This is a genomic window from Aeromicrobium sp. EU05-FHT14F07, from assembly GCF_058790455.1.
The window spans coordinates 24,131-44,381 of sequence record NZ_JBYTCR010000011.1 but is presented as its reverse complement, the minus strand read 5'-3'; the positions used below and the strand labels follow the sequence as shown (position 1 = coordinate 44,381).

The 20,251-nt window shown below is 69.4% G+C and carries 18 protein-coding genes; 16 read left to right on the top strand and 2 right to left on the bottom strand.

Going from position 1 to position 20,251, the window contains the following annotated elements; all coding sequences use genetic code 11:
* Nucleotides 1-26 precede the first annotated feature (26 nt).
* Entirely contained in the window at nucleotides 27-3,587 is a 3,561-nt protein-coding gene (mobF, locus tag AC3WRM_RS11135; RefSeq protein WP_492248490.1) for a MobF family relaxase, read from the bottom strand.
* Between the two features lie 1,034 nt (nucleotides 3,588-4,621).
* Here mobF and AC3WRM_RS11130 point away from each other — a divergent pair.
* The 16 genes from AC3WRM_RS11130 (at nucleotide 4,622) to AC3WRM_RS11055 (ending at nucleotide 19,733) form a co-directional block, all read left to right on the top strand.
* Nucleotides 4,622-5,179, top strand: a complete 558-nt coding sequence (locus tag AC3WRM_RS11130) for an AAA family ATPase (protein WP_492248489.1) — start codon at nucleotides 4,622-4,624, stop codon at nucleotides 5,177-5,179.
* Nucleotides 5,180-5,308: 129 nt separating this feature from the next.
* Complete coding sequence (locus AC3WRM_RS11125) at nucleotides 5,309-6,199, top strand: AraC family transcriptional regulator (protein WP_492248488.1); 891 nt, start codon at nucleotides 5,309-5,311, stop codon at nucleotides 6,197-6,199.
* 225 nt (nucleotides 6,200-6,424) lie between these two features.
* Nucleotides 6,425-7,486, top strand: coding sequence for an ImmA/IrrE family metallo-endopeptidase (locus tag AC3WRM_RS11120; protein WP_492248487.1), 1,062 nt, complete (start codon nucleotides 6,425-6,427; stop codon nucleotides 7,484-7,486).
* Nucleotides 7,486-8,418, top strand: a complete 933-nt coding sequence (locus AC3WRM_RS11115) for a bifunctional DNA primase/polymerase (protein WP_492270925.1) — start codon at nucleotides 7,486-7,488, stop codon at nucleotides 8,416-8,418. Before AC3WRM_RS11120 ends, AC3WRM_RS11115 begins: the two co-directional genes overlap by 1 nt.
* Nucleotides 8,415-9,113, top strand: a complete 699-nt coding sequence (locus AC3WRM_RS11110) for a DUF2637 domain-containing protein (protein WP_463653821.1) — start codon at nucleotides 8,415-8,417, stop codon at nucleotides 9,111-9,113. Before AC3WRM_RS11115 ends, AC3WRM_RS11110 begins: the two co-directional genes overlap by 4 nt.
* The gene (locus AC3WRM_RS11105) at nucleotides 9,110-9,526 is read left to right on the top strand and encodes a hypothetical protein (protein WP_492248485.1); all 417 of its coding nucleotides are present in this window, start codon (nucleotides 9,110-9,112) and stop codon (nucleotides 9,524-9,526) included. Before AC3WRM_RS11110 ends, AC3WRM_RS11105 begins: the two co-directional genes overlap by 4 nt.
* Before the next feature lie 91 nt (nucleotides 9,527-9,617).
* Nucleotides 9,618-10,520, top strand: a complete 903-nt coding sequence (locus AC3WRM_RS11100; protein ID WP_463653823.1) for a hypothetical protein — start codon at nucleotides 9,618-9,620, stop codon at nucleotides 10,518-10,520.
* Nucleotides 10,521-10,555: 35 nt separating this feature from the next.
* Nucleotides 10,556-11,527, top strand: coding sequence for a ParB N-terminal domain-containing protein (locus tag AC3WRM_RS11095; protein ID WP_492248484.1), 972 nt, complete (start codon nucleotides 10,556-10,558; stop codon nucleotides 11,525-11,527).
* 88 nt (nucleotides 11,528-11,615) lie between these two features.
* The gene (locus AC3WRM_RS11090; protein WP_492248483.1) at nucleotides 11,616-12,260 is read left to right on the top strand and encodes a hypothetical protein; all 645 of its coding nucleotides are present in this window, start codon (nucleotides 11,616-11,618) and stop codon (nucleotides 12,258-12,260) included.
* A 14-nt stretch (nucleotides 12,261-12,274) separates the two neighbouring features.
* A complete protein-coding gene (locus AC3WRM_RS11085; RefSeq protein ID WP_492248482.1) occupies nucleotides 12,275-13,903 on the top strand; it encodes a M23 family metallopeptidase in 1,629 nt (542 codons plus the stop codon).
* Nucleotides 13,903-14,169, top strand: a complete 267-nt coding sequence (locus AC3WRM_RS11080) for a DUF6112 family protein (RefSeq protein ID WP_463653827.1) — start codon at nucleotides 13,903-13,905, stop codon at nucleotides 14,167-14,169. Before AC3WRM_RS11085 ends, AC3WRM_RS11080 begins: the two co-directional genes overlap by 1 nt.
* An 86-nt stretch (nucleotides 14,170-14,255) precedes the next feature.
* Entirely contained in the window at nucleotides 14,256-14,525 is a 270-nt protein-coding gene (locus AC3WRM_RS11075) for a DUF6112 family protein (protein WP_463653828.1), read from the top strand.
* Between the two features lie 28 nt (nucleotides 14,526-14,553).
* Nucleotides 14,554-15,936 (top strand): conjugal transfer protein TrbL, encoded by a 1,383-nt coding sequence (locus AC3WRM_RS11070; RefSeq protein ID WP_492248481.1) that lies wholly within the window; start codon nucleotides 14,554-14,556, stop codon nucleotides 15,934-15,936.
* A gap of 3 nt (nucleotides 15,937-15,939) precedes the next feature.
* Complete coding sequence (locus tag AC3WRM_RS11065) at nucleotides 15,940-17,406, top strand: SCO6880 family protein (protein WP_463653830.1); 1,467 nt, start codon at nucleotides 15,940-15,942, stop codon at nucleotides 17,404-17,406.
* A gap of 54 nt (nucleotides 17,407-17,460) precedes the next feature.
* Nucleotides 17,461-18,252 (top strand): hypothetical protein, encoded by a 792-nt coding sequence (locus AC3WRM_RS11060; protein WP_463653831.1) that lies wholly within the window; start codon nucleotides 17,461-17,463, stop codon nucleotides 18,250-18,252.
* Nucleotides 18,249-19,733 carry a putative type IV secretion/conjugal transfer ATPase gene (locus AC3WRM_RS11055; RefSeq protein WP_492248480.1) on the top strand — a complete coding sequence of 495 codons (1,485 nt, stop codon included), beginning with the start codon at nucleotides 18,249-18,251 and terminating at the stop codon, nucleotides 19,731-19,733. Before AC3WRM_RS11060 ends, AC3WRM_RS11055 begins: the two co-directional genes overlap by 4 nt.
* Before the next feature lie 131 nt (nucleotides 19,734-19,864).
* Here the strand turns inward: AC3WRM_RS11055 and AC3WRM_RS11050 are convergent, their stop codons facing one another.
* Nucleotides 19,865-20,233 carry a DUF4440 domain-containing protein gene (locus AC3WRM_RS11050; RefSeq protein WP_463653834.1) on the bottom strand — a complete coding sequence of 123 codons (369 nt, stop codon included), beginning with the start codon at nucleotides 20,231-20,233 and terminating at the stop codon, nucleotides 19,865-19,867.
* Nucleotides 20,234-20,251 lie beyond the last annotated feature (18 nt).

Below are 20,251 nucleotides of genomic sequence, written 5' to 3'. Positions count from 1 at the left end.
TTCCTTGCCGTTCCGAGTCGGGGTGGTTACAGGCGCGGTGCGGATCGGGTGACGGCGCTTGGCCGTACCTGGTCCTTCGTCGGGTCGTCGCCTGCGATGGACCGTGCGCGGTTGAGGGCGGCGCGCGCTCGTGCTGCGTCGATCTTCTGGCTGGTGCTCTCTGCCGCCGGGCCAAGCGGGTTCCGGTTGTCGGTGATCTGGTTGCGGTCGCGGTATGCCGCGATTGTGCGGGCGGCGCGCCACCACGCGGCGTGCTCCTTCGCCTCTTTCGGTGGAGTGCCGAGCTGCGCCGTCCACAGCTCCGTGTCGGTGAGGGCACTGTGGAGCACGGCGTCGGCGCGTTGCTCGATCAGTTCGCGGCGTTCGTCCAGGGCTTGGCGCATCTCGGCAGCCGTCGGACCGGCGGCTTCGGGGATAAGTCCGGCGATCAGCCGTGGTGTTTTGCGAGTGCGGCCGGACCCGGCCGGCCGCGCTGTGGCGCGTGCGAGGCGGGCGTGGACGACGGAGGCGATGTCGTCGGCATCGTCCAAACTGCGCGCGGCGATCAGCCTCGGGAGCAGGGCGTCGAGGTCGTGGTGGTTGGCTTCGGCGTGCCGCAACTCGGCAGAGAGAGCACCATAGGCGTCGGAGTCGAGCACGTCGCCGACCTGCTCGGGCGTGAGCCCGGACGTGCTGAGCAGGCTTGCCCAGCGGTCGTGTTGGGCGGCTTGGGCGATCGTCTCGTACTCCGCCGCGAGCTGAGTGATCGAGCCCCAGTGTTCTTGTTCGGCAGTGATCGTCTCGTGCGCCGACATCTCGGCGCCGACGTGCTGGAGCACGCCATGCAGGACGCTGCGGGCGGTGACGTTGGGGTTGTCGCCGGGGTGCGGCTCAGCGTGCTCTTGGTCCTCGCGGTCGACGGCGACATAGGCGTAGTTGCCTTCCGCGCCGCGAGTCATCGAGACATAGAAGTTCTCCCGTGTGGTCGTCGGGGTGACGACGACGTGCGAGGTGTCGGTGGTCACGCCTTGAGCCCGGTGCGCGGTGATCGCGTAGCCCAGGTCCAGGTGCTCGCTCACATAGTCGGCGGGCAGGACGATCCCTCCGCCGACCCTGCGCGCGGCCGGGCGGATGTTGACCGACCCGTCGTCACGGACGTTGGTGACGATCCAGCGGGCGCCGTTGCGGACCCAGGTTCTGCCGTTGCGGAGCCGGCGGTCGTTGTGGCGGGTGATGACCAGATCGCCTTCGGAAGCGGCGGTGCCATCGTGCAGACCGACCTCGCGGGCCGGGTTCACGGCACCGTCGATGATCCGGTCGGCCCGTGCTCGGGCGTTGAGGGTTGTGACGGTCTCGTGGGTCTCGGCCATGAGGATAGACGCTCGGCCGGTGGAGAGGTCGCGCTGCCAGGAGGTGTAGGCGGCGTCGATCATCGCCTCGGCTTCACCGCCGGTGATCCGACCATGCTCGATCAGCGTGTCGATCGCTTCGGTTCGGCCGTGGCGGAACTGTAGGGAGGTGGTCTTCTCCCAGGCGTGGCTGAAGCGGTGCAGGTCGTGAAGCTCCGGGGCATCGTCGCGGGCGTGGACGAGCAGGCCGAACGCGCCGCCTGCGTCGACCGATTGGAGCTGGCCCCAGTCTCCGACCAGCAGGGCTTTCGCTCCGGCCTGCTCGACCTCGCGGATGATCCGGTCCAAAGAGGCGGTGCCTGCGAGGGAGGCTTCGTCGATGATGACGAGCTGACCCGCATCGAACGTGGTTCCGTGCATGAGGTGGTTCTGCCACCACTTCGCCGTGTTCTCGCATCTGATCCCCAGATCGTCGGCGAGGACCTGGGCGGCGACCGCCGAGGGCGCCAGCCCGACCACAGACCCGGCGCCGTGCTCTTTCTCCCATGCCCGGCGCAGCGCGCTCATGGCGGTGGTCTTCCCGGCGCCGGCCGGGCCGACCAGCACGTCCACGACCCGACCGGAGACGGCGATCGCGGCCAGAGCGGCGGCTTGATCCTCGCCGAGCACCCGGCCACGGGCGTCGGGTTTGCGGGCGATCCGCTCCACCGTCTCCAACGGCACCGCGGGTCCGGTCGTCGCGTCTGCGCGGGCCAGGAGGCGGTCTTCGGCGGCCAGCAGCGCCTCGGACGAGAACAGCGTGGAGTGCCGGGGACGGAACCGGGTGGTGCCGTCCGGGCGGCGGAACTCGAGCGGGCTGGTCGCCAGCTCTGGCGGGGTGAGCCGCAGAGAGGCGCGCTCGGCCGCGTCCACGACCAGGCCGGTGATCGCTTCGCGGTCTTCGATGCTGGCGAACCGCCAGCCCATGAGCTGCCGGGATGCTTCGGCGTGCAGGTTCCACCGTGTCCAGGTCGAACGCTTCTCGCCGACCGTCTCCATCACGGCCTGCCCGACCTCTCCCACCACGTCTAGCGGCACGTCATCGGCACGCAGCACCCGGCGGGTAGTTGCGCCGCTGGTCAGGGCGAGCGCCCATCCGGTCGCGTCCTGGCCGAGTAAGTGGCCGGCGCGCTGCCGCCACTCGCCGGTGAGGTCGGCGAGTGATCTGACCTGTTTCTCCGGCCGGGTGGCGAGTGTCGCCTGCGCCCGGAGTTTCAGCACCGTCCGCGCCGAGGGTTGCCTGCCGTGCTTGGCGACGTACTCCGCAATGAGGCGATCCTTCTCGGCCTCGATGTGCCGGGAGCGAGTAGAGAACTCGGCCACCACCTCGTCGGGCACGCCCTCAATTTCCCATGCTGGGTTCCGGTCCCGTCCCCGCTCCCGTGCCTCCCAGGCCAGTCCGAGGGTGCGGGTCAGCCGGTCGGCGAGGGCGGCGTTGTACAGCTCGGAGACCGCCACGACCGCTGAGTGCATCGGCCGTCCGGCCAGAGTCCGCCAGCGGCCGTCTTGGACGGTGAGCACTTTGTTGCTGATGACGACGTGGGTGTGCAACTGCGGGTCACCCGAGCGGCTGTCGTAGTGATCGAACGCCGCCGCGACGACCCCGGCGACATCGACGTGCGCAACCGCTCCGTCCGGGCCGGTTGCACCGACACGGGTTGCTGCAACCTCGCGTTCGAGGAACGCAACCAGCTCTGCAACCGCCGCATGATGGGCGTCCGCGATCAGCGCTTGCGTGCCCGCGTCCGCGACCGCCCAGATCGCGGAGACCGACTTCGGGACGCTGAATGTGAAGTCGAACCCCGCCACGGCACGCCGTGTGCCGCGTTCGGCTTCCTCGGCCTCGATCGCGGTCACTTCCTGCGCCCGGGCCGCTGGGCCGAGTTCGGGATCGAGTGCATCGACGCGCTGCTTGACCCGCTCCGCGATCGACGCGAACTGCTGGTAGGCGCGTCCGAGCGGTTCTCCGGTGATCGGGTCATGCCCCATCCCGATCAAGAGCTGTAGCTGGGCCTCCGACACCTGGGCGCCCTCGCCCAGCTCGCCGTGCCCAAGACGACCCAGGCCCGAGCCCATCCAGAACCCCGGTGGCGCGCCCGCCTCGGCGTAATAGCGGGTCAAAGGTGTGCTGAGACTCCGGTCTCCGTCGCCCGCGGCGACCGACTTCAACAGGTACTTGTAGCCGTCGCCGGCCGACATCACACGCATCGAAACCGTCACCGTCGCGCCCCTTCCTCGGGCACCAGGTAGGCGTGACACGACCAGCCAACGCCGCCCCTACACGCCGCCCTCGGGCGCCGTCTGCCTCGTCTGAAAGACGTGTGGTGGCTCTGAGGTCGGGGCTCCTGCGGAAAGCTGGCTCAGACGAAGTGGCGTCGGTCGGCAGAACAAAGCGCTGCACTTCGACATGGTGGCGGGCGCACCACAGACACGCCGATCGCAGTGCTTGCCCGTGAGGTGGGGTGGAACGATCCTGATTTCGCGGCCCGTCAGTTCCGTCGTAGCGTCGGCGTGACGCCGAGCCGCTACCGAGCCATCGCCCGCGCGCGTGCCGCTACCGGGGCCGGGTGAAACGCGCATCGAGCCGGGTCATATCCGCAGGATCAGCCGCCTCCGCCCCACAGCTCCCGAGCGCTCCGGTACTCCGGTAAGGACTCGTCGGGTTCATCGCGGAGCCTGACGGTCGCCAGTCTCGTTCCGTCGTCCGTCTCGTCTTCCTGATCCGCCCGGCGTACCTCGTGGTCGCACGGCTGCTGCCTCTCGGCGTGGCCCGGCGGAGGGAGGTCAGGCATGGCTATGAGGAATAAGACACGTGAAGCGAAGCTCGAAGCTCCTCGAAGCTCCTCGAAGCTCCTCGAAGCTCGAATGCTCTTGAAGGATGATAGAATTGACGTATGAGTTCCAGCCGCTAAGCAGCCCTACAGGAGAGGCCCTTCTGCTGTTCGCGATCGATCGCGCCGGAAGGGCCGGTTGTGGTGAGCCATCGCGTTCCCAGGCTGAGCTTGACGATGCTGACGCTTCGCGTCAGTGCGTCCCTTTGACACTCTCGTAGTCGGACCTGTCCGAACGAGAAATCAGAGGTCCCTTCCTCAACCTTTCGCGCGTGTCCATTCGGAATCTAGATCCGTTGCCCCCGCAATGCTCCAACGGCTGCGCTTGATGAGTTCCGCCCTTTGGCAGCCCCCACAGCGAACTGTGCGCACTGGCGCCATCGGGCAAGCGTTTTGTTGTCGCGACAGCCGAAAGGAATCTTCATGAGCGACCTCATCATTGTCAGCGGATCACCTGGGTCGGGAAAAACAACCGTCGCACGGCTCCTTGCCCAGCGATACCCACTCTGCGTTCACCTCCACACCGACGACTTCTGGCATTTCATCGTCCAGGGAGCGATCCCGCCGTTTATGCCTGAGTCCGAGCAGCAAAACCAAACAGTGGTTGGCGCCATCGCCTCAGCAGCGTTCGGATACGCAGCCGGCGGATATACAACCATCGTTGACGGCGTGGTGGGACCCTGGATGCTGCATCACTACCAGAATGCGGCCGATCAGCACCCGGACGTTGATCTGCACTACGTTGTCTTGCGACCTGAGCGCGAGACTGCGTTGGCACGAGCTCAGCAGCGGACCGAGCCAGGCGCCCTTCTCGACGCAGGACCGATCCTCGACCTGTGGCATCAGTTCGATGGGCTCGGCGATCTCAGTCGCCATGCCGTAGACACTACGCACTTCGACGCTGAAGAAGCAGCCGAGGTCGTGTATCAGGAACTTGTAAGAAACCGAATGCGCCTTCCGTCGGCACACCGAAATGGCTAGGCACTTTCGATGCGGCCCGACAAGCCTATAAAGACGCGCCTATAAAAAGGGCGAGCGGTGGCGGCATCTGTAGATTATGGAGCTGTTCGGTCGCTGCGCGGGAATGCCAGTCGAGCGTTCGGTCCGATCGTGGCGCACACGTCCACGCACCACGACCCCACGTCGCCGATTGCCCACGACTTCGTGAAGCTGATGTTCGTTCGCTCAGGATCGGTGATTCTGTTCAGTGAGTTCGGCCAACAGCCAGCCACGCTGGGCGACGTGGTGATCCTCGCCAAGAACACCCTGTGCGGTGGCGAACCGGAAGGGCACGTCACGGTCACCACGGTCTACCTCGACCCGGACTACATCATCGACCAGGTGTTCTGGCAGTACGCGGCGGTGCTGTCAGACAGGCTGCATGCGCAGCAGTTCGCTGAGACGTTCTACAGCGAAGCCGCTCAGCTGATCCGTCTCGGTGAGGACCGGGCGGGGATGTTGATGCCGTGGCTGGACGAGTTGGTTGCCCTGACGATCGAGGATCGTCCGATGCAGACCTTCCATCGGGTACAGGCGTTGTGGTTCTCCGTCGCTCACGTCCTGACCCCGTTCGTGAAGACGACACCGATCCGCGAGACCTCAACCCAGCGCGAGACGACCTGGCCTACTCAGCCACGGCGACGCGGATTCTCGCCGTTACGGACCGACGCGCGGAAGGTCGCCGAGCTGTTGCGGGCCGACCCGGAACGTCGCTGGTCGGTGACAGACCTCGCCAACGAGGTGCACCTGTCGAAGTCTCAGCTTGGCCGTGTGTTCGTGGAGGCGTATGGGAAGTCGCCCATCGCGTATCTGACGATGCTGCGGGCGGAGCGCATGGCGGGTCTTCTGCGCACCACAGACACGCCGATCGCAGTGCTTGCCCGTGAGGTGGGGTGGAACGATCCTGATTTCGCGGCCCGTCAGTTCCGTCGTAGCGTCGGCGTGACGCCGAGCCGCTACCGAGCCATCGCCCGCGCGCGTGCCGCTACCGGGGCCGGGTGAAACGCGCATCGAGCCGGGTCATATCCGCAGGATCAGCCGCCTCCGCCCCACAGCTCCCGAGCGCTCCGGTACTCCGGTAAGGACTCGTCGGGTTCATCGCGGAGCCTGACGGTCGCCAGTCTCGTTCCGTCGTCCGTCTCGTCTTCCTGATCCGCCCGGCGTACCTCGTGGTCGCACGGCTGCTGCCTCTCGGCGTGGCCCGGCGGAGGGAGGTCAGGCATGGCTATGAGGAATAAGACACGTGAAGCGAAGCTCGAAGCTCTCGAAGAACGCATTGTGCGCTCGGTTGAGGAACTGGTGTCGGGTGAGGACTGGCGGCGGGCGATCGAGTTCGCCGCCCGGTTCCGGTCGCGCTCGTTCAACAACACCCTGCTGATCTGGGCGCAGCACCTGGACGCCTACGAGCAGGGCCGGGTGCCGACCCCGACGCCGACGTGGGTGGCCGGGTTCCAGGACTGGAAGAAGATGGGCCGCTGGGCAGAGGCCGGCGGCGGCTATGAGATTCGCGCGCCGGTCAGGGTGCGGTTCGCGACAGCGACTCCGAAGGACCCGGCCTCGTGGCGACGCCTGACGAAGGGCGAGAAGCCGCGCCCTGGCGAGGTCGTGCAGCGCCGGATCGTCAGCGTCGTCCCGGCCCATGTCTGGGATGTGTCCCGGACTCACGGTGCGGAGCTTCCGGAGCTGCCGAGCCCAAAGCTGCTGGAAGGCGAAGCACCTGCCGGTCTATGGAAGGGCCTGGCCGCCCAGGTCGAGTCGCTGGGGTACGAGGTGCTGCACATGCCAGACGGCGACGCGATGCACGGCGCGAACGGCATGACCGACTTTGAGAGCCGCCAGGTGCTCGTGCGTACCGACATGGACCCGGCCGCGCAAGTGAAGACTCTCGCGCACGAGCTGGGCCATGTGCGTTTGCACGGCCCGAACCAGCAGGACGCGCGCCAGCATCGCGGGATCGGTGAGGTCGAGGCCGAGTCGGTCGCGCTGATGATCGCCGCTGCGCATGGCATGGACACCAGCGACTACACGATCCCCTACGTCGCCGGGTGGGCAGCGAGCGTGGACGGCAAGGACCCGGTGCAGGTCATCCGGGACACCGGCGAGAAGGTCCGGCGCACCGCGACCGAGGTCCTGGGCCAGCTCGACACGATCCAGCTCGGCAACGGCAACCCGGTCTCGCTACGGCTCGACGGCCCCGAACACTCTGGACCCGAGCAAGCGCCGCAGGTGGAGCCGCTGCCCGAGCGAGAGCCGCAGAGGGTGCAGGCGGTGCCGGGGCGGGGGCTGTGATGGTCTCCCCCGGAGCCCTCGCCGCCGTGTTCGACCGGCTCGACGGTCTGCCGTTGCCGGAAGCGGCACGCGAGCTGGCGAGGGCCGGGGTGCCGGTGTTCCCGTGCGTGCCCGGCGAGAAGACCCCGATCGTGCGCCGGGGCTTCCAGCGCGCGACGACCGATCCGCGCCGGGTGGCGGGGTGGTGGCAGTGGAGGCCGGGCGCGAACATCGGCATCCCGACAGGCGCTGCCTCGGGTCTGGTCGTGATCGACGTGGATGTGCACGGCGTCGACGGGTACGCCTCATACGCGCGGGCGGCACGCGCGGGTCTGATCCCGGCGCCGTTGGCGACGGTCACGACGCCCACCGGCGGTCAGCACGCCTACTTCCCAGCCGTCCCCGCTCGAATGCAGCGGTCATGGGCGGTCGGCAAGGCCGGGGTCGACTTCCGCGGGAACGGCGGCTACGTCATCGCCCCGCCCTCGGTGCTCATGCTGGACGGCGCACACGTCTCGTACCGGGTCGAGCAGGTCATCGCCGGTGCGGTCGAGCCGGTGGATGCGGTGCGCCTGCGCGACTTCCTCGATCCCCCACCGCCGCAGCGGCCGGTGCAGGCGGGCAGACCGGTGGCGGGGCGGGAGGACGCGGACCGGCTGGCGGCGTGGCTGTCCCGGCAGGTCAAAGGCGACCGGAACTACAAGCTGTTCTGGGCCGCGTGCCGTCTGGCCGAGGCGAACGTGCCGGTCTCTGATGCCCTGGATGCGCTGGTGCGTGCTGAGCAGCCCGACTTCGGGGAGCGGGAGATCACTCGCACCGTCTACAGCGCCTATCGCAGGGTCGGCGCCGGCGCCCGCCGGGAACGCTCCGCCTCCTCTGCGAGCCCGCCAGCGGGCGGGTGGGCTCCGCGTGACCCAGGGCTCCGGGCGGGCGCGGCGAGTGGGCTGGGATGAACAGGGTACGGGGGCGGCGCTGGGCGGTGGTCACGTCGGTTGCCGGGACGGTGTTCATCGCGGCTGGCGCGTTCTGGCTGTCGTTCACCGCGTTGGCCGACCTCGCCCACCGCTCCGGGATCGGGGCAGGGCAGGCGTGGGCGTGGCCACTGATCGTCGATGGCGTGATCGTGGTGTCCACGGTCGCGGTGGTCGCGCTCGCCGGTGAGAAAGCGGCCTGGTATCCGTGGACGTTGCTGATCGGCGGCGCGGCGGTGTCGGTGACGGCGAACTCTCTGCACGCGGTCGTCGCCGCGGACGCCGACGTGCCCGGCCCACTGGCGGCCGCGGTTGCCGCGGTACCGCCGGTCGTGCTGCTGGCGATCACCCATCTGACCGTTGTCTTGACCCGATCCGCCGCGCGTCCTGCCGATGCGCCAGAGACCGCGGCACAGATCGAGACCGCACCCGCCGTGCCGTCGCCAGCCGAGTCCGGCATCACTGAGGCGGACGAGGACGGTGGGCCGGATCGTCGGATGCTGGCGGCGGAGCTGCGCGAGCGGGAGTGGTCGAACAAGGCCATCGCCCGGCACCTGGGGGTGCATCCCTCGACGGTCGGCCGGTGGCTGCCACGCCCCGAGCATCCCGACGCGCACCGGAGTAATGAGGCCGGCCCGTCTGGGCCTGAGCCCGTGAGGGAAGGAGCCACGCCATGAGCGACCAGGACCAGACGAACCCGGCAGAGCAGCACCACGGCCCGCCCCAGGTCGCGCAGTCACAACAGGCACGGACGACTCCGAACCCTGCCGAGGACGCGGAGGCCGCGGGCACGTCGGACGCGATCAAGGAGGCCGCGTCCCGCAGGGCCGCGAAGGAGAAGCTGGCGCTGGTGCGGGGACGGGGCGTGGACTGGGTGCGCCCGACCGACCTGTTCGCCCACGGCGGCGGGGCCTTGTCCCGACGCGGCATCGACGTCACCGCCGCGGGGAGCCACCGTTTGCGAGCCCCGATCGACAAGGGTGCCCGGTGGGCCGCAGAGCGGGCGCGCCGCCTGCCACCGCTGTCGGCGTTCGGGCGTCATGGTGGCACCGATCGGGGCCAGGCCCGGTCCGGGGTCGGGATGCGCTAGCAGGTGGTGGTGAGTCGTGGACGCCCGGTTGGCAGAGGTGAGACCCGCAGGAGTCTGCGGGTGCACCTGCCCGCCAGGAGGTGCCCCGACCATGACCGACAACACCAGAACTACCGGCACGGCGAACACCAGCACGCCCGGTGAGGACTACCGCAGCAGCGAAGGGCTGCGTGCCCTGCTGTGCCGGATCCACGCTGCGGGGCGTGGCGCGTGGGAGCAGGACCCCGTGGCTGCGGAGCTGATGGCGTTCGCGGCCGAGAAGTACGCGGCCCTGGCGCACAAGCATCGGCTCGATCCGTGGGAGGCCGCGTCAGCGGCGTTCGACGTGATGCGGTCCAAGGCCGCCCGCACCGCGGAGGACCCGTGGGCGGTCGTCACGCACGCGGTGCGGATCACCTGCATCGCCGAGGAACGCGGCCAAGGACTGCTGTGCTCGACCCACCAGGCGCGCCGGCCCCGCTACTCGGTGTTCCACGACCCCGAACGGCTCTCCGACCGGGAGAACCCGCTGGACGACTACCACCCGGCGTTCCAGGTCACTGACCCGCACGACGGCGACGGTCACGGTGACGAGGCTGAGCGGGACGGTTCGGAGCCGACGTCCGCGACCGCGGCGGTGGAGGATGCGATCACGCTGCTGGTGCTGCTGGGCTGGCCGGCCGACACCGCGCGGACGGCGGTGGAGCACGTCTGCGGGGCGCTGACCCGGGTCGGGAATCGGCACACCGCCTACGAGACGCTGCGGCGCGACAAGCACGCCCGCGCCTTACTCGACCTACCGGGCCGGACCTGGGCGGTGCTGCTGCGCGCTCTGCTGGGCAGCCCGGACCCGGCGCTCGCGGCAACCGGCGCGGGACGCGGCATGCTGCTGCGGCTACTGATCGGCGAGACGCTCCCGGTGCTGCTGCGCGACGACGACCTCGTGCTCACCCTGTCTCTGGCCGCACCCGGCACGAACACGCGCGGCACCGACGCGTCGCGGGGTGCGCGATGAGCGCACCAGCCGGTCGCATCGAGCTGGAGAGGACGGTGGACTCCATCACCGTGGGCCGCCGACACCGCACCGACCTGGGCGACCTCGACGCCCTGGCGGCGTCGATCGACCGGCACGGTCTGTTGCAGCCGCCGACGATCACCCCGGACGGGACGCTGGTGTGCGGGGCGCGGCGGCTCGCGGCGATCAAGCAGCTCGGGCACCGGCGGGTCAGCGTGTGGGTGCGCTCGGGCATCTCGGACCGGCTCGGGCATCTGCTGGCCGAACAAGACGACAACCAGCTCCACAAGGCCCTCAGCCCGATCGAGGCCGCCGGCTTGTATCGGGAGATCAAGGAACTCATGGCCGAGGACGCCGCCCGAAGGAAGGCGGCCACCCAGTTCCAGGCCGGTCACAAGCCCGGAGAACATGGTCCCGCCGATTCGGCGGGACCACCCGCACCCGGCCAGCTCGGGGATGCTCGCGCGCAGGCGGCGCGCATGGTGACCGGCTCGTCTTCCTACACGCGGCTGGAGCAGATCGGTTTCCTGCAACGCCTGGCCGACGACCCCACCACCCCGGAGGTGCTGCGCGCTCAGGCCCGCGACGGGTTGGCGCAGATCGAGGCCGGCGCGCCGGTCAACCCGATCTTCCAGCACCTCCGCGATGCGCACGCCGAAGCCGGCACCGACCGGGATCGGCGGCTGCACGAGCTGGCCGACGAAGCACTTGCCCGCGTCCATGCCGCCAAGCGCGGCAAGGCCACGAAGCCGGCCGCACCGTCTCGTCGCCCGGTCGACGCGGACGAGGAGCCGGTGCGGTTCTCGGTGCGTGCGTTCGTGCTGACCTGGGGCGAGATGGAAGCGTGGTGGACGCACTACGACGTGGACGAGTTGGCCGCCGAACTCACCGACGAGCAGATCGCGGCGTTCGTCGCCGCCGTCGAGGGCACGGTCGCGTTCGCCGACCGGCTCCGCACCGCCCGCGCCGGCGCACAGCAGGACCGGCCGCTGCTGCGCGCCCTCTGAACCACCTCGTCGCGTCAGTCGCGGGCGGGTTCACCTGACGGGTATGAAGACGAATCTCGCCTCCTGGTCCCGTGGCCGGCTGATCGCCGTGATCGCCGCCGGGCTCGTGCTGCTGCTCCTGGTCGGCGTCGGCGTCTACGGGCTCATCACCGGCCCGCGACCGCCCGACGATCGCGCCCCCGACCCTGCGCCCACGGCCACCGCGCCCGGTGAGACCGACCCCGTGGCGCCGGGCCTGCCGCGGGTCGTGCCCTCGCACGATCCGGACGAGTTCGCCCGCAACGTCGCGGAGGCGCTGTTCGGCTGGGACACCGGGTCGGGGCTGATGCCGCTGGACTACACCGCCGGACTCTTGGAGGTCGGCGACCCCTCCGGCACCGAGCAGGCCGGGCTCGCCTCGGACATCGCCGCCTATCTGCCCTCGCGGGAGGCATGGATCGAGCTGCGCAAGTATGCCACCACCCAGCACCTGGTCATCGACCGCTCGTTCGTTCCCGAGGCCTGGGATCAGGCGGTCGAGCAGGCTCAGCCCGGGCAACTCCCTCCCGGTGCCACCGCGATCACGATCGAGGGCACCCGCCACCGTGAAGGCGTCTGGAACGACGAACCCGTCACCGCCGAGCAGTCGGTGTCGTTCACCGTGTTCCTGGCCTGCCCGCCGCCGGCGCCGCAGTTCCGCACCGGCCTGTGTCATGTGTTGCGCCTGTCCCAGCTCGACAACCCACTCCGATAGCCGGAGGTCGTGCCGTGCTGAAGAAGGTCGCCGCCGCCGTTCTCGCGCTGGTCCTCCTGGGTCCCACGCTGGCCCTGGTCGGGGTCGGCGTGCTGATGAATCCTGCCGCCGCGAACTGCGTGGTCCCTGGCGGCTCCGTCACCGTGGGAAGTGTCCCGGAGTCGCTGACGGTCACCACCGCCGAGGGCACCACGTTCACGGTGAACAAGACCCAGCTCACGCACGCGGCCACGATCATCACGATCGGAGGCGGCATCGAGGGCGTGGGTCGTCCCGGGATCACGATCGCGCTGATGGCCGCGCTGACCGAGAGCACGCTGCGGCAGTTGGCGAACACCGGCACCTACCCCGAGAGCGGCGACTACCCCAACGACGGCAACGGGTCGGACCACGACAGCTTGGGGCTGTTTCAGATGCGCCCGCAATCGGGCTGGGGCACCGTCGCGGACCTGATGGACCCGACCTACCAGGCCAAGGCGTTCTTCGGCGGGCCGACCGGCCCGAACTACCCGAGCCCGCGAGGTCTGCTGGACATTCCAGGCTGGCAGCAGATGGACCCCGGCGAGGCTGCCCAAGCCGTCGAGGTCAGCGCTTACCCGGACCGCTACCGCAACTATGAGCCGGTCGCCGAAGCCATCGTCGATGCCCTGACCGGTGCGTCCGGTTCTGGAAGCGGTTCGGCCGGCCCGGCAGTGTCCGTGGTCGCGGCGGGTCCGGTGGCGCAGTCCGCGCGCGTGGTGGTCCCGCTCCCGGAGGGGACGTGGGTGCTCACCAGCGAGTTCGGGCCCCGCATCCACCCGATCACCGGAGCGTCATCGTTCCACACCGGCACCGACTTCGCTGCCCCGGATGGCACCCCGATCCTCGCCGCTGCGGACGGCACCGTGACCGTCGCGGAGTTCTCGGGCGGCTACGGCGGACTGATCGTTATCGAGCACCACATCGACGGTCAGATGGTGGCGACCGCCTACGCCCACATGTGGCAGCACGGCATCCACGTCCAGGCCGGTGACCGGGTGGTCGCCGGGCAGCACATCGGCGATGTCGGCAGCTCCGGCAACTCCACGGGGCCGCATCTACATTTCGAGGTCAGGCCGGGCGGCACCAACGGCGAGGCCGTCGACGCGGCGGCGTGGCTCAACGCCCACAACGCCGCCGACCTGCCCGAAGCCACAGTCGGAAGCCCCGCCGGATGCGCCCCCGGCGGCACGACGAGCGAGCCGGTCCCGCTGGACGGCGACCCCGACCGGATGGTCGATGACCCCACCAGTAGCGGGCAGATCACCGCGCGGCTGCTGCACCTGTACGAACAAGGCACCAGCGCGTTCCCCGACACGAGATGGGCCTGCTACTCACCGCGCCCCGGCACCGTCTCCGAACACCCCTTGGGGCGTGCCTGCGACATCACATTCGGCAACACCATCGGCCAACAGCCGACCCCGGCACAACTCGAGGGTGGGTGGGCGGTGACGAACTGGATGAAGGACCACGCCCAGACCCTCGGGGTGGAGTATCTGATCTGGCAGGACAAGATCTGGTCCCTGGCCCGCGACGCCGAAGGATGGCGCGACTACACCCGCGGGACGGATATCACGACAAGGCACATCGACCACCTACACGTCACCGTCAAGGCCGGTGCGTGATGGACGTGTTCCCCGACTTCGACGGTCTTACCGGGATCGGTGATCTGGAACAGGTCATCGGTGCCCTGCTCACAATCGTGCTCATCGTCGCGGTGCTGATGATCGTCGTCTCGGCGATCTGCTGGGCGCTGGGCACCTCCCACGGCAACCACTCCCTGGCCTCCAAGGGCCGGATCGGGGTGCTCGTCGGCGTCGGCGCGGCCGTCCTCGCCGGTGCCGGTGTCGCGTGGGTGAACTGGCTCATCGTCCTCGGCCGCCAGCTCTGACCCTGCGCCAAACAGTGCGCGCTCAGGGTGTGGCTGGCTCACCTCGCCGCTGAACCAGCCATCTGCTCAGCAAGGGAGTAACCGCCGTGATCGACATCGACCCCAACAGCTCCGGCCTGCCCGGCATCGAACAGCTCCGCACCATCGTCGGCGCCGTGATGACCGTCGGCCTCATCCTCAGTGTCCTGGCGCTGATCGCGTCCGCGATCGTCTGGGCCTACGGCGCCAACAGCTCCAACCCGCACCTGTCCGGGCGAGGGAAGCTCGGCGTCCTGATTTCCTGCGGCGCGGCGGTGATCTGTGGCGCGGCGGTGACGCTCGTGAACTTCTTCTGGGACGTCGGCCAGGCCGTCTGATGCCGGCCCGCACAACAGGAGATTCGCGATGAGTGTCTGCGACGTTCCGATCATCTCGTCCGTCTGCGATGTGGCCGGCGAAGCGGCCGCGACGGTCGTGGCGGCCCCGTTCGACTGGCTCGCCCAGGCGATGGGAGGTGCAGCCGGCTGGCTGATCGAGGCAATGTGGACGGTGTTCGACACCACCACACTGGTCGATGTTCAGACGGACGGGTTCACCAGCGTCTACAACCTGATCTTCGGCATCGGCGTGTTCCTGGTGCTGATCTTCTTCTGCCTGCAACTGATCACCGGGCTGATCCGCCGCGACCCCACCGCCCTGTCCAGGGCCGCACTCGGAGCAGCGAAATCGGTGCTCGGCGCGTTCGTCGTGATCACGCTGACCGCGCTCGCGCTGGAGATCGTGGACCAGCTCTGCATCGGCATCATCCAGGCCTCCGGGGAGACCACCGGGACGATGGGCGACAAGATCATCCTGCTCGCCGCCGGGCTCACCGGCATCAACATCGCCGCACCCGGCGTCGGCGCGATCGTCACGATCTTCCTGGCCGGGCTGATGATCGCCGCCGTCTTCATCGTTTGGTTCAGCCTGCTCATCCGTAAGGCGCTGCTACTGGTGGCCGTGGTGCTAGCGCCGATCGCGTTCGCCGGAGCGTCCTGGGACGCCACCAAAGGGTGGATCGGCAAATGGGCTGCATTCGTGATCGCGCTCATCATCTCCAAGCTCGTACTCGTCGTGATCTTCCTGCTCGCTATCACCCAGATCGCCACCCCGATCGAGGCAGACATCACCGCCGTTACTGAGCCGATCACCGGCACCGTTCTCATGGGTATCGCAGCCTTCGCCCCGTACATGGTCTACCGGTTCGTGTCGTTCATCGGATTCGACCTCTACCAGCAGATGGGCACCGAGCAAGAGGCCAAGAACGCCCTCAACCGTCCCCTGCCGCTGCCGTCCAAGCCCCAGGGCGGCAGCGAGCCGAAGAAGGTTCTCGATGACCCCCAGGGTGGCGCCCCGCAGGGCGGGTCGGGCACAGGACCGGGCGGCTCCCCGCAGGGCGGGTCGGGCACAGGACCGGGCGGCTCCCCGCCGCGCAACCCGGCGCCCACCGCGGGCGCGACCGGGACAGGAGCGGACGCCGGAGCCGGTGCGGGTGCCGGGGCGGGCGCTACTGCGGCTGGTCCCGCGGCTGCGGTCGTCGTCGGGGCGCAGGTCGCCAAGGGAGCCGCTGAAGCCGGGCCGAAGGCAGGCAAGGCGGTTGCGGGTCAGGCGGAGGCCGCCGCGAGCGGCGCTGAGGGGCAGGCCGGTGGTGGGGCCGCGCCGTCGAAGGCGCCCCCGCCGCCCTCCGCGCCGCAGCCGCGTACGCCCGCACCGTCCAAGCCTGTGCCGCCGCAGACCGGGAAGGAGTGACGCATGTCCGCGACGGAACGGAAGGCGCCCGGGAGCGAGCTGACCCCGGTGAAGTTCTCCCGCCTCACCCGGCGGGGTGTGCTGCTGGGCCTGTCGGTCTCCCAGCTCGTCGCCGCCGGCATCGGCGGGCTGACCATGCTGGCCGCGCTCTACGCCGGCGCCGGAATGCTGCTGGCCTACACCGCCCCGATCTGGGTGCTCGCCGCGGTGCTGACCTGGGTGCCCATCGCCGGGCGGCCGATGGTCGAATGGCTCCCGGTCACCTGCTGGTGGCTATGGCGTACCACCGGCGGGCAGCTGCTCTACCGGCGGCGGATCGTCAAACCGCGTCCGGCAGGGAATCTCGCGTTGCCCGGCGACATGGCCCGGTTGCGGGAGCATCTGGACCCCGAGACCGGGGCGTGCATGATCCACGATCCCCGCCAGGCCACGCTCACCGTGGTCTGCGAGGTCACCCACCCCGCATTCGTGCTGCTCGATCCCGGCGAGCAAGAACGCCGGGTCACCTCCTGGGGGCGGGTGCTGGCCACGGTATGCCGGTCGGGGCGGATCGCGACCCTGCAAGTGCTCGAACGCACCCTGCCGGACTCCGGGGCCGGGCTGGCCGAATGGTGGGCCGAGCACGGCACCGCCGATGACTCCTGGGCCGCTCAGACTTACGCCGAGCTGATCGAGCGGGCCGGTCCCGCCGGCGAACGACACGCCACCACGATCAGCCTCTCCCTGGACATGAAGACCGCGGCTCGGCAGATCAGGACCGCCGGAGGCGGCATCCGCGGCGGTGCCGCGGTGCTCCGCCAGGAGATGGCGACGCTCACGGCCGCGCTCCGTTCAGCGGACCTGGCCCCTGTCGGCTGGCTCGGTCCCGGACAAGTCGCCGTGATCCTGCGCTCGGCCTACGACCCTGCCGTCGCCGCGACGCTGGAACGGCACGGACGACTCGGCCAGGAGCTCGCCACGGCCGGGCCGGTCGCGGTCACCGAGACATGGGGCACCCTGCGCACCGATTCGGCCTGGCACGCCGTCCTGTGGGTCGCGGAATGGCCGCGGTCGATGGTCTATCCGGGGTTCCTCGCCCCGGTGCTGCTGTCCACCGGCATCCAACGGTCGGTGTCGCTGATCTACACCCCGATGCGCTCAGACCAAGCAGCCCGCGACATCCGCAAGAAGAAGGTCGAACACATCTCAGACGCCGCACAGCGCGCACGAATGGGACAAATCGAGGACGCCAGTCAGACCGCTGAGTACCAAGACGTGCTCCAACAGGAGGCCGACCTCACCGCCGGACACGGGGTACTTCGCGTCTCCGGCCTCATCAGCGTCTCCGCGCCCACCCTCGACGAGCTGGAAGCAGCCGTCGCCGCGATCGAACAGTCCGCGATCCAAGCCTCCTGCGAGACGCGCAGGCTCGTCGGCCAGCAAGCGGCGGCGTTCACCGCCGCGGCGATACCGCTGTGCCGGACGGTGTGACCCGCGGGCTCACCTGACCGGCATCGAGAGACCCAGCACAGATGGAGGCCCGTGATGCCCACGTTCACCGATCCCGCCCACGACGCCAATGAGGCCTACGAAGCGTTGCGCGGGCTCGCGCACGCCACCCGCACCGTTGAGGACCCGTCCGACAGCTACGCCGTGATCGGTGACCTGCTGGGCGGGATGCGGTCGCTCCGACAAGTCCTGGATCAGCTCGCCAACGCCCACTTGAACCATCAGCACCAGGTCACCGACGAGGCCCGCGACCAGGCCGGCGGCGCGGTCGAGGCGCTGTCCGCAGCCGACGAGCTGCACCACGCCGGCACGCTCATCGACCAGGCCCACGACCGGCTCAACGCAGCGATGACCCACTCCGGCCGGATCGTGTGGAACCCCCACGGACCGCTGGCGGAACGGTGGGTCGGGATCGTGTTCCTCCACGGCGAGGAAGCCGACCGAGTGCTCGACCTCATCGACCGAGAAGGGCCGGAGGCGGGGATCGAGAATCTGTCCGGATGGGACTACGGCGATGAGACCACCGACGCTGCCTTGCAGAACGGCGACGTTCACGACCGCGCCCCCGCCTACGCCGGCGACCATCAGGCGGAGACCGGCGACTACGCGATGACCTACAACCCGCAGGCGGGACACGTCGCCCTCTACCGGCGGCACCTGATCCGGCCCGAAGACGCCATCGACCCGCCCGCCGAATCCTCCGTCCCAGCTCGGCGCCCACCGGCCGGCTCCGCGGCCACCGGGCGCCGCAGCGCCGGTCGCGACAAGTCGTGGTTCAGCCATCCCGGCGTGGCCGCGGTCAAGCAGAACCGCGGGCTGTCGCTGTGAGCCGGGACGAGAAGCTGCACACCGCGGTCCTCGTCGCGCCCGCCTCTGAGCGGCGGCAGCTGCGCAAGGCACGGAGGGAGGCGGCGGCCCGGCTCGTCGCCGAGCAGCGCCAGGCCGAGAGAGCGACGGCACGAGCCCGGATGGAGGCTGAGCGCGCGGAACGCCGCGCCACGGTCTATCTGCCGCCGGCAGGTGAGCCCGGTCCGGCGATGCTCCGCACTCCGGGACGGTTCCGGCTTCCCCGACATCAGGACACCAGCGCCGTGCTCGCCGGCCACTACCCATTCCTCGCCGAGGCCGGGCTCGGGCCACAAGGGATGTTCATCGGCCAGGACCTCTACAGCGGGTCGTCGTTCGTGTACGACCCGTGGGTGCTGTACCAGCGGGGCATCATCACCGCCCCGAACCTGATCCTGGCGGGCATCGTCGGCTCCGGGAAGTCGTCGCTCGCCAAGAGCCTCTACACCCGCAGCCTGCCCTTCGGCTACCGCGTCTACGTACCCGGCGACCCCAAGGGCGAACACACCGGCGTCGCCGAAGCCGTAGGAGGCAAAGCCATCATCCTCGGACATGGGATGGGCAACCGCCTCAACCCGCTCGATGAGGGCTACCGCCCCGGCGGCCTCAGCGACCAGGAGTGGGCCATCACCCTCGCCGCACGGCGCCGTGACCTGCTCGGCGCGCTCACCGAGACAGTGCTCGACCGCCCGCTCGCGCCTCTGGAACACACCGCAATCGACACCGCACTCGCCGGGGCGGTGCGCGACGCGGACGTGCCAATCCTGCCGATGGTGGTCGACCGACTGCTGCGCCCCGACCCCGCCGACGACCCCGACGGGCGGCTGACCGAGGACGGCCGGCAAGTGGGACACGCCCTGCGCCGTCTGGTCCGCGGTGACCTCAGCGGGCTGTTCGACGGCCCCAGCACCCTGAGATTCGATCCATCGCTGCCGATGGTCAGCCTGGACCTGTCCCGCGTCACCGAGAACAGCACCCTCATCAGCGTGCTCATGACCTGCTCGTCAGCGTGGATGGAAGCCGCGCTGCTCGACCCGAACGGCGGACGCCGTTGGGTCATCTACGACGAAGCCTGGCGGCTCATGTCCCACCCGGCGCTACTGCGACGGATGGACGCACACTGGCGGCTCGCGCGGCACTACGGACTGGCGAACCTGCTCGTGTTCCACAAGCTCACCGACCTGGAAAACGTCGGCGACCTCGGCTCAGCGAACCGGGCGCTCGCGAACAGCCTGCTCGCGAACGCCGAGACCCGGATCGTCTACCGGCAAGAGACCGACCAGCTCGGCCCGACCGCGGCCGCGCTTGGACTCACCGGCACCGAACAACGTCTCCTGCCGGGGCTCGGCACCGGGCAAGGGCTCTGGCGGATCAAGGACAGGTCGTTCGTAGTGCAGCACCAGCTCCACCCCGCCGAGCTGGCCGCGTTCGACACCACCGCCCGCATGACCGGGAACTCCTAGAAGTTCCCCAGATTCCTGACGGTTTTCGCGAGAGCTTCAAGGTCCTCCAGGACGTCTCTGGGCCCGTTGGGAGCGAACAGCCCGGCGTTCGACAACGGACAGGCTGTCGGATTATGTCGACGCGTCTGGCTCTACGCCTGGGTGGGGACGGGTGTCTGCTGGTAGAGGGCAAGTCGCCACGTGCCGTCGTGCCGGGTGTAGACGCTGGACATGAGCGCGGTGAACGCGGGCTCATCCTCGTCGCGGTAGGCGCGGCCGGTGTAAACGAGGATCGCGTGATCGTCGCTGAGGGCGATGAGTCGCTCGTCGGCGATGTCGTAAGTCCGCCACGGCGGTGCTTCGCCCAGGGAGTCGATGACCGCCTGCCGGTCGAAAACCTGACCGTGGGCGAGAACCATGACGCCGTCGCTGGTCATGATCTGCCCGTAGAAGTCCGCGCCTGTGCTGTTACAGAGGGATCTCCATCCCTGGTGTTCGAGGTCGAGCAGCTCGTCGAGCACGGTACGTCTCCTTCGTTG

What these genes read in the sequence shown, in the direction of transcription:
- AC3WRM_RS11070 (WP_492248481.1), top strand. Translation starts at nt 14,554, where the DNA reads ATGAGTGTCTGCGACGTTCCGATCATCTCGTCCGTCTGCGATGTGGCC.
- AC3WRM_RS11120 (WP_492248487.1), top strand. Translation starts at nt 6,425, where the DNA reads ATGAGGAATAAGACACGTGAAGCGAAGCTCGAAGCTCTCGAAGAACGC.
- AC3WRM_RS11115 (WP_492270925.1), top strand. Translation starts at nt 7,486, where the DNA reads ATGGTCTCCCCCGGAGCCCTCGCCGCCGTGTTCGACCGGCTCGACGGT.
- AC3WRM_RS11060 (WP_463653831.1), top strand. Translation starts at nt 17,461, where the DNA reads ATGCCCACGTTCACCGATCCCGCCCACGACGCCAATGAGGCCTACGAA.
- AC3WRM_RS11065 (WP_463653830.1), top strand. Translation starts at nt 15,940, where the DNA reads ATGTCCGCGACGGAACGGAAGGCGCCCGGGAGCGAGCTGACCCCGGTG.
- AC3WRM_RS11110 (WP_463653821.1), top strand. Translation starts at nt 8,415, where the DNA reads ATGAACAGGGTACGGGGGCGGCGCTGGGCGGTGGTCACGTCGGTTGCC.
- AC3WRM_RS11130 (WP_492248489.1), top strand. Translation starts at nt 4,622, where the DNA reads ATGAGCGACCTCATCATTGTCAGCGGATCACCTGGGTCGGGAAAAACA.
- AC3WRM_RS11105 (WP_492248485.1), top strand. Translation starts at nt 9,110, where the DNA reads ATGAGCGACCAGGACCAGACGAACCCGGCAGAGCAGCACCACGGCCCG.
- AC3WRM_RS11100 (WP_463653823.1), top strand. Translation starts at nt 9,618, where the DNA reads ATGACCGACAACACCAGAACTACCGGCACGGCGAACACCAGCACGCCC.
- AC3WRM_RS11080 (WP_463653827.1), top strand. Translation starts at nt 13,903, where the DNA reads ATGGACGTGTTCCCCGACTTCGACGGTCTTACCGGGATCGGTGATCTG.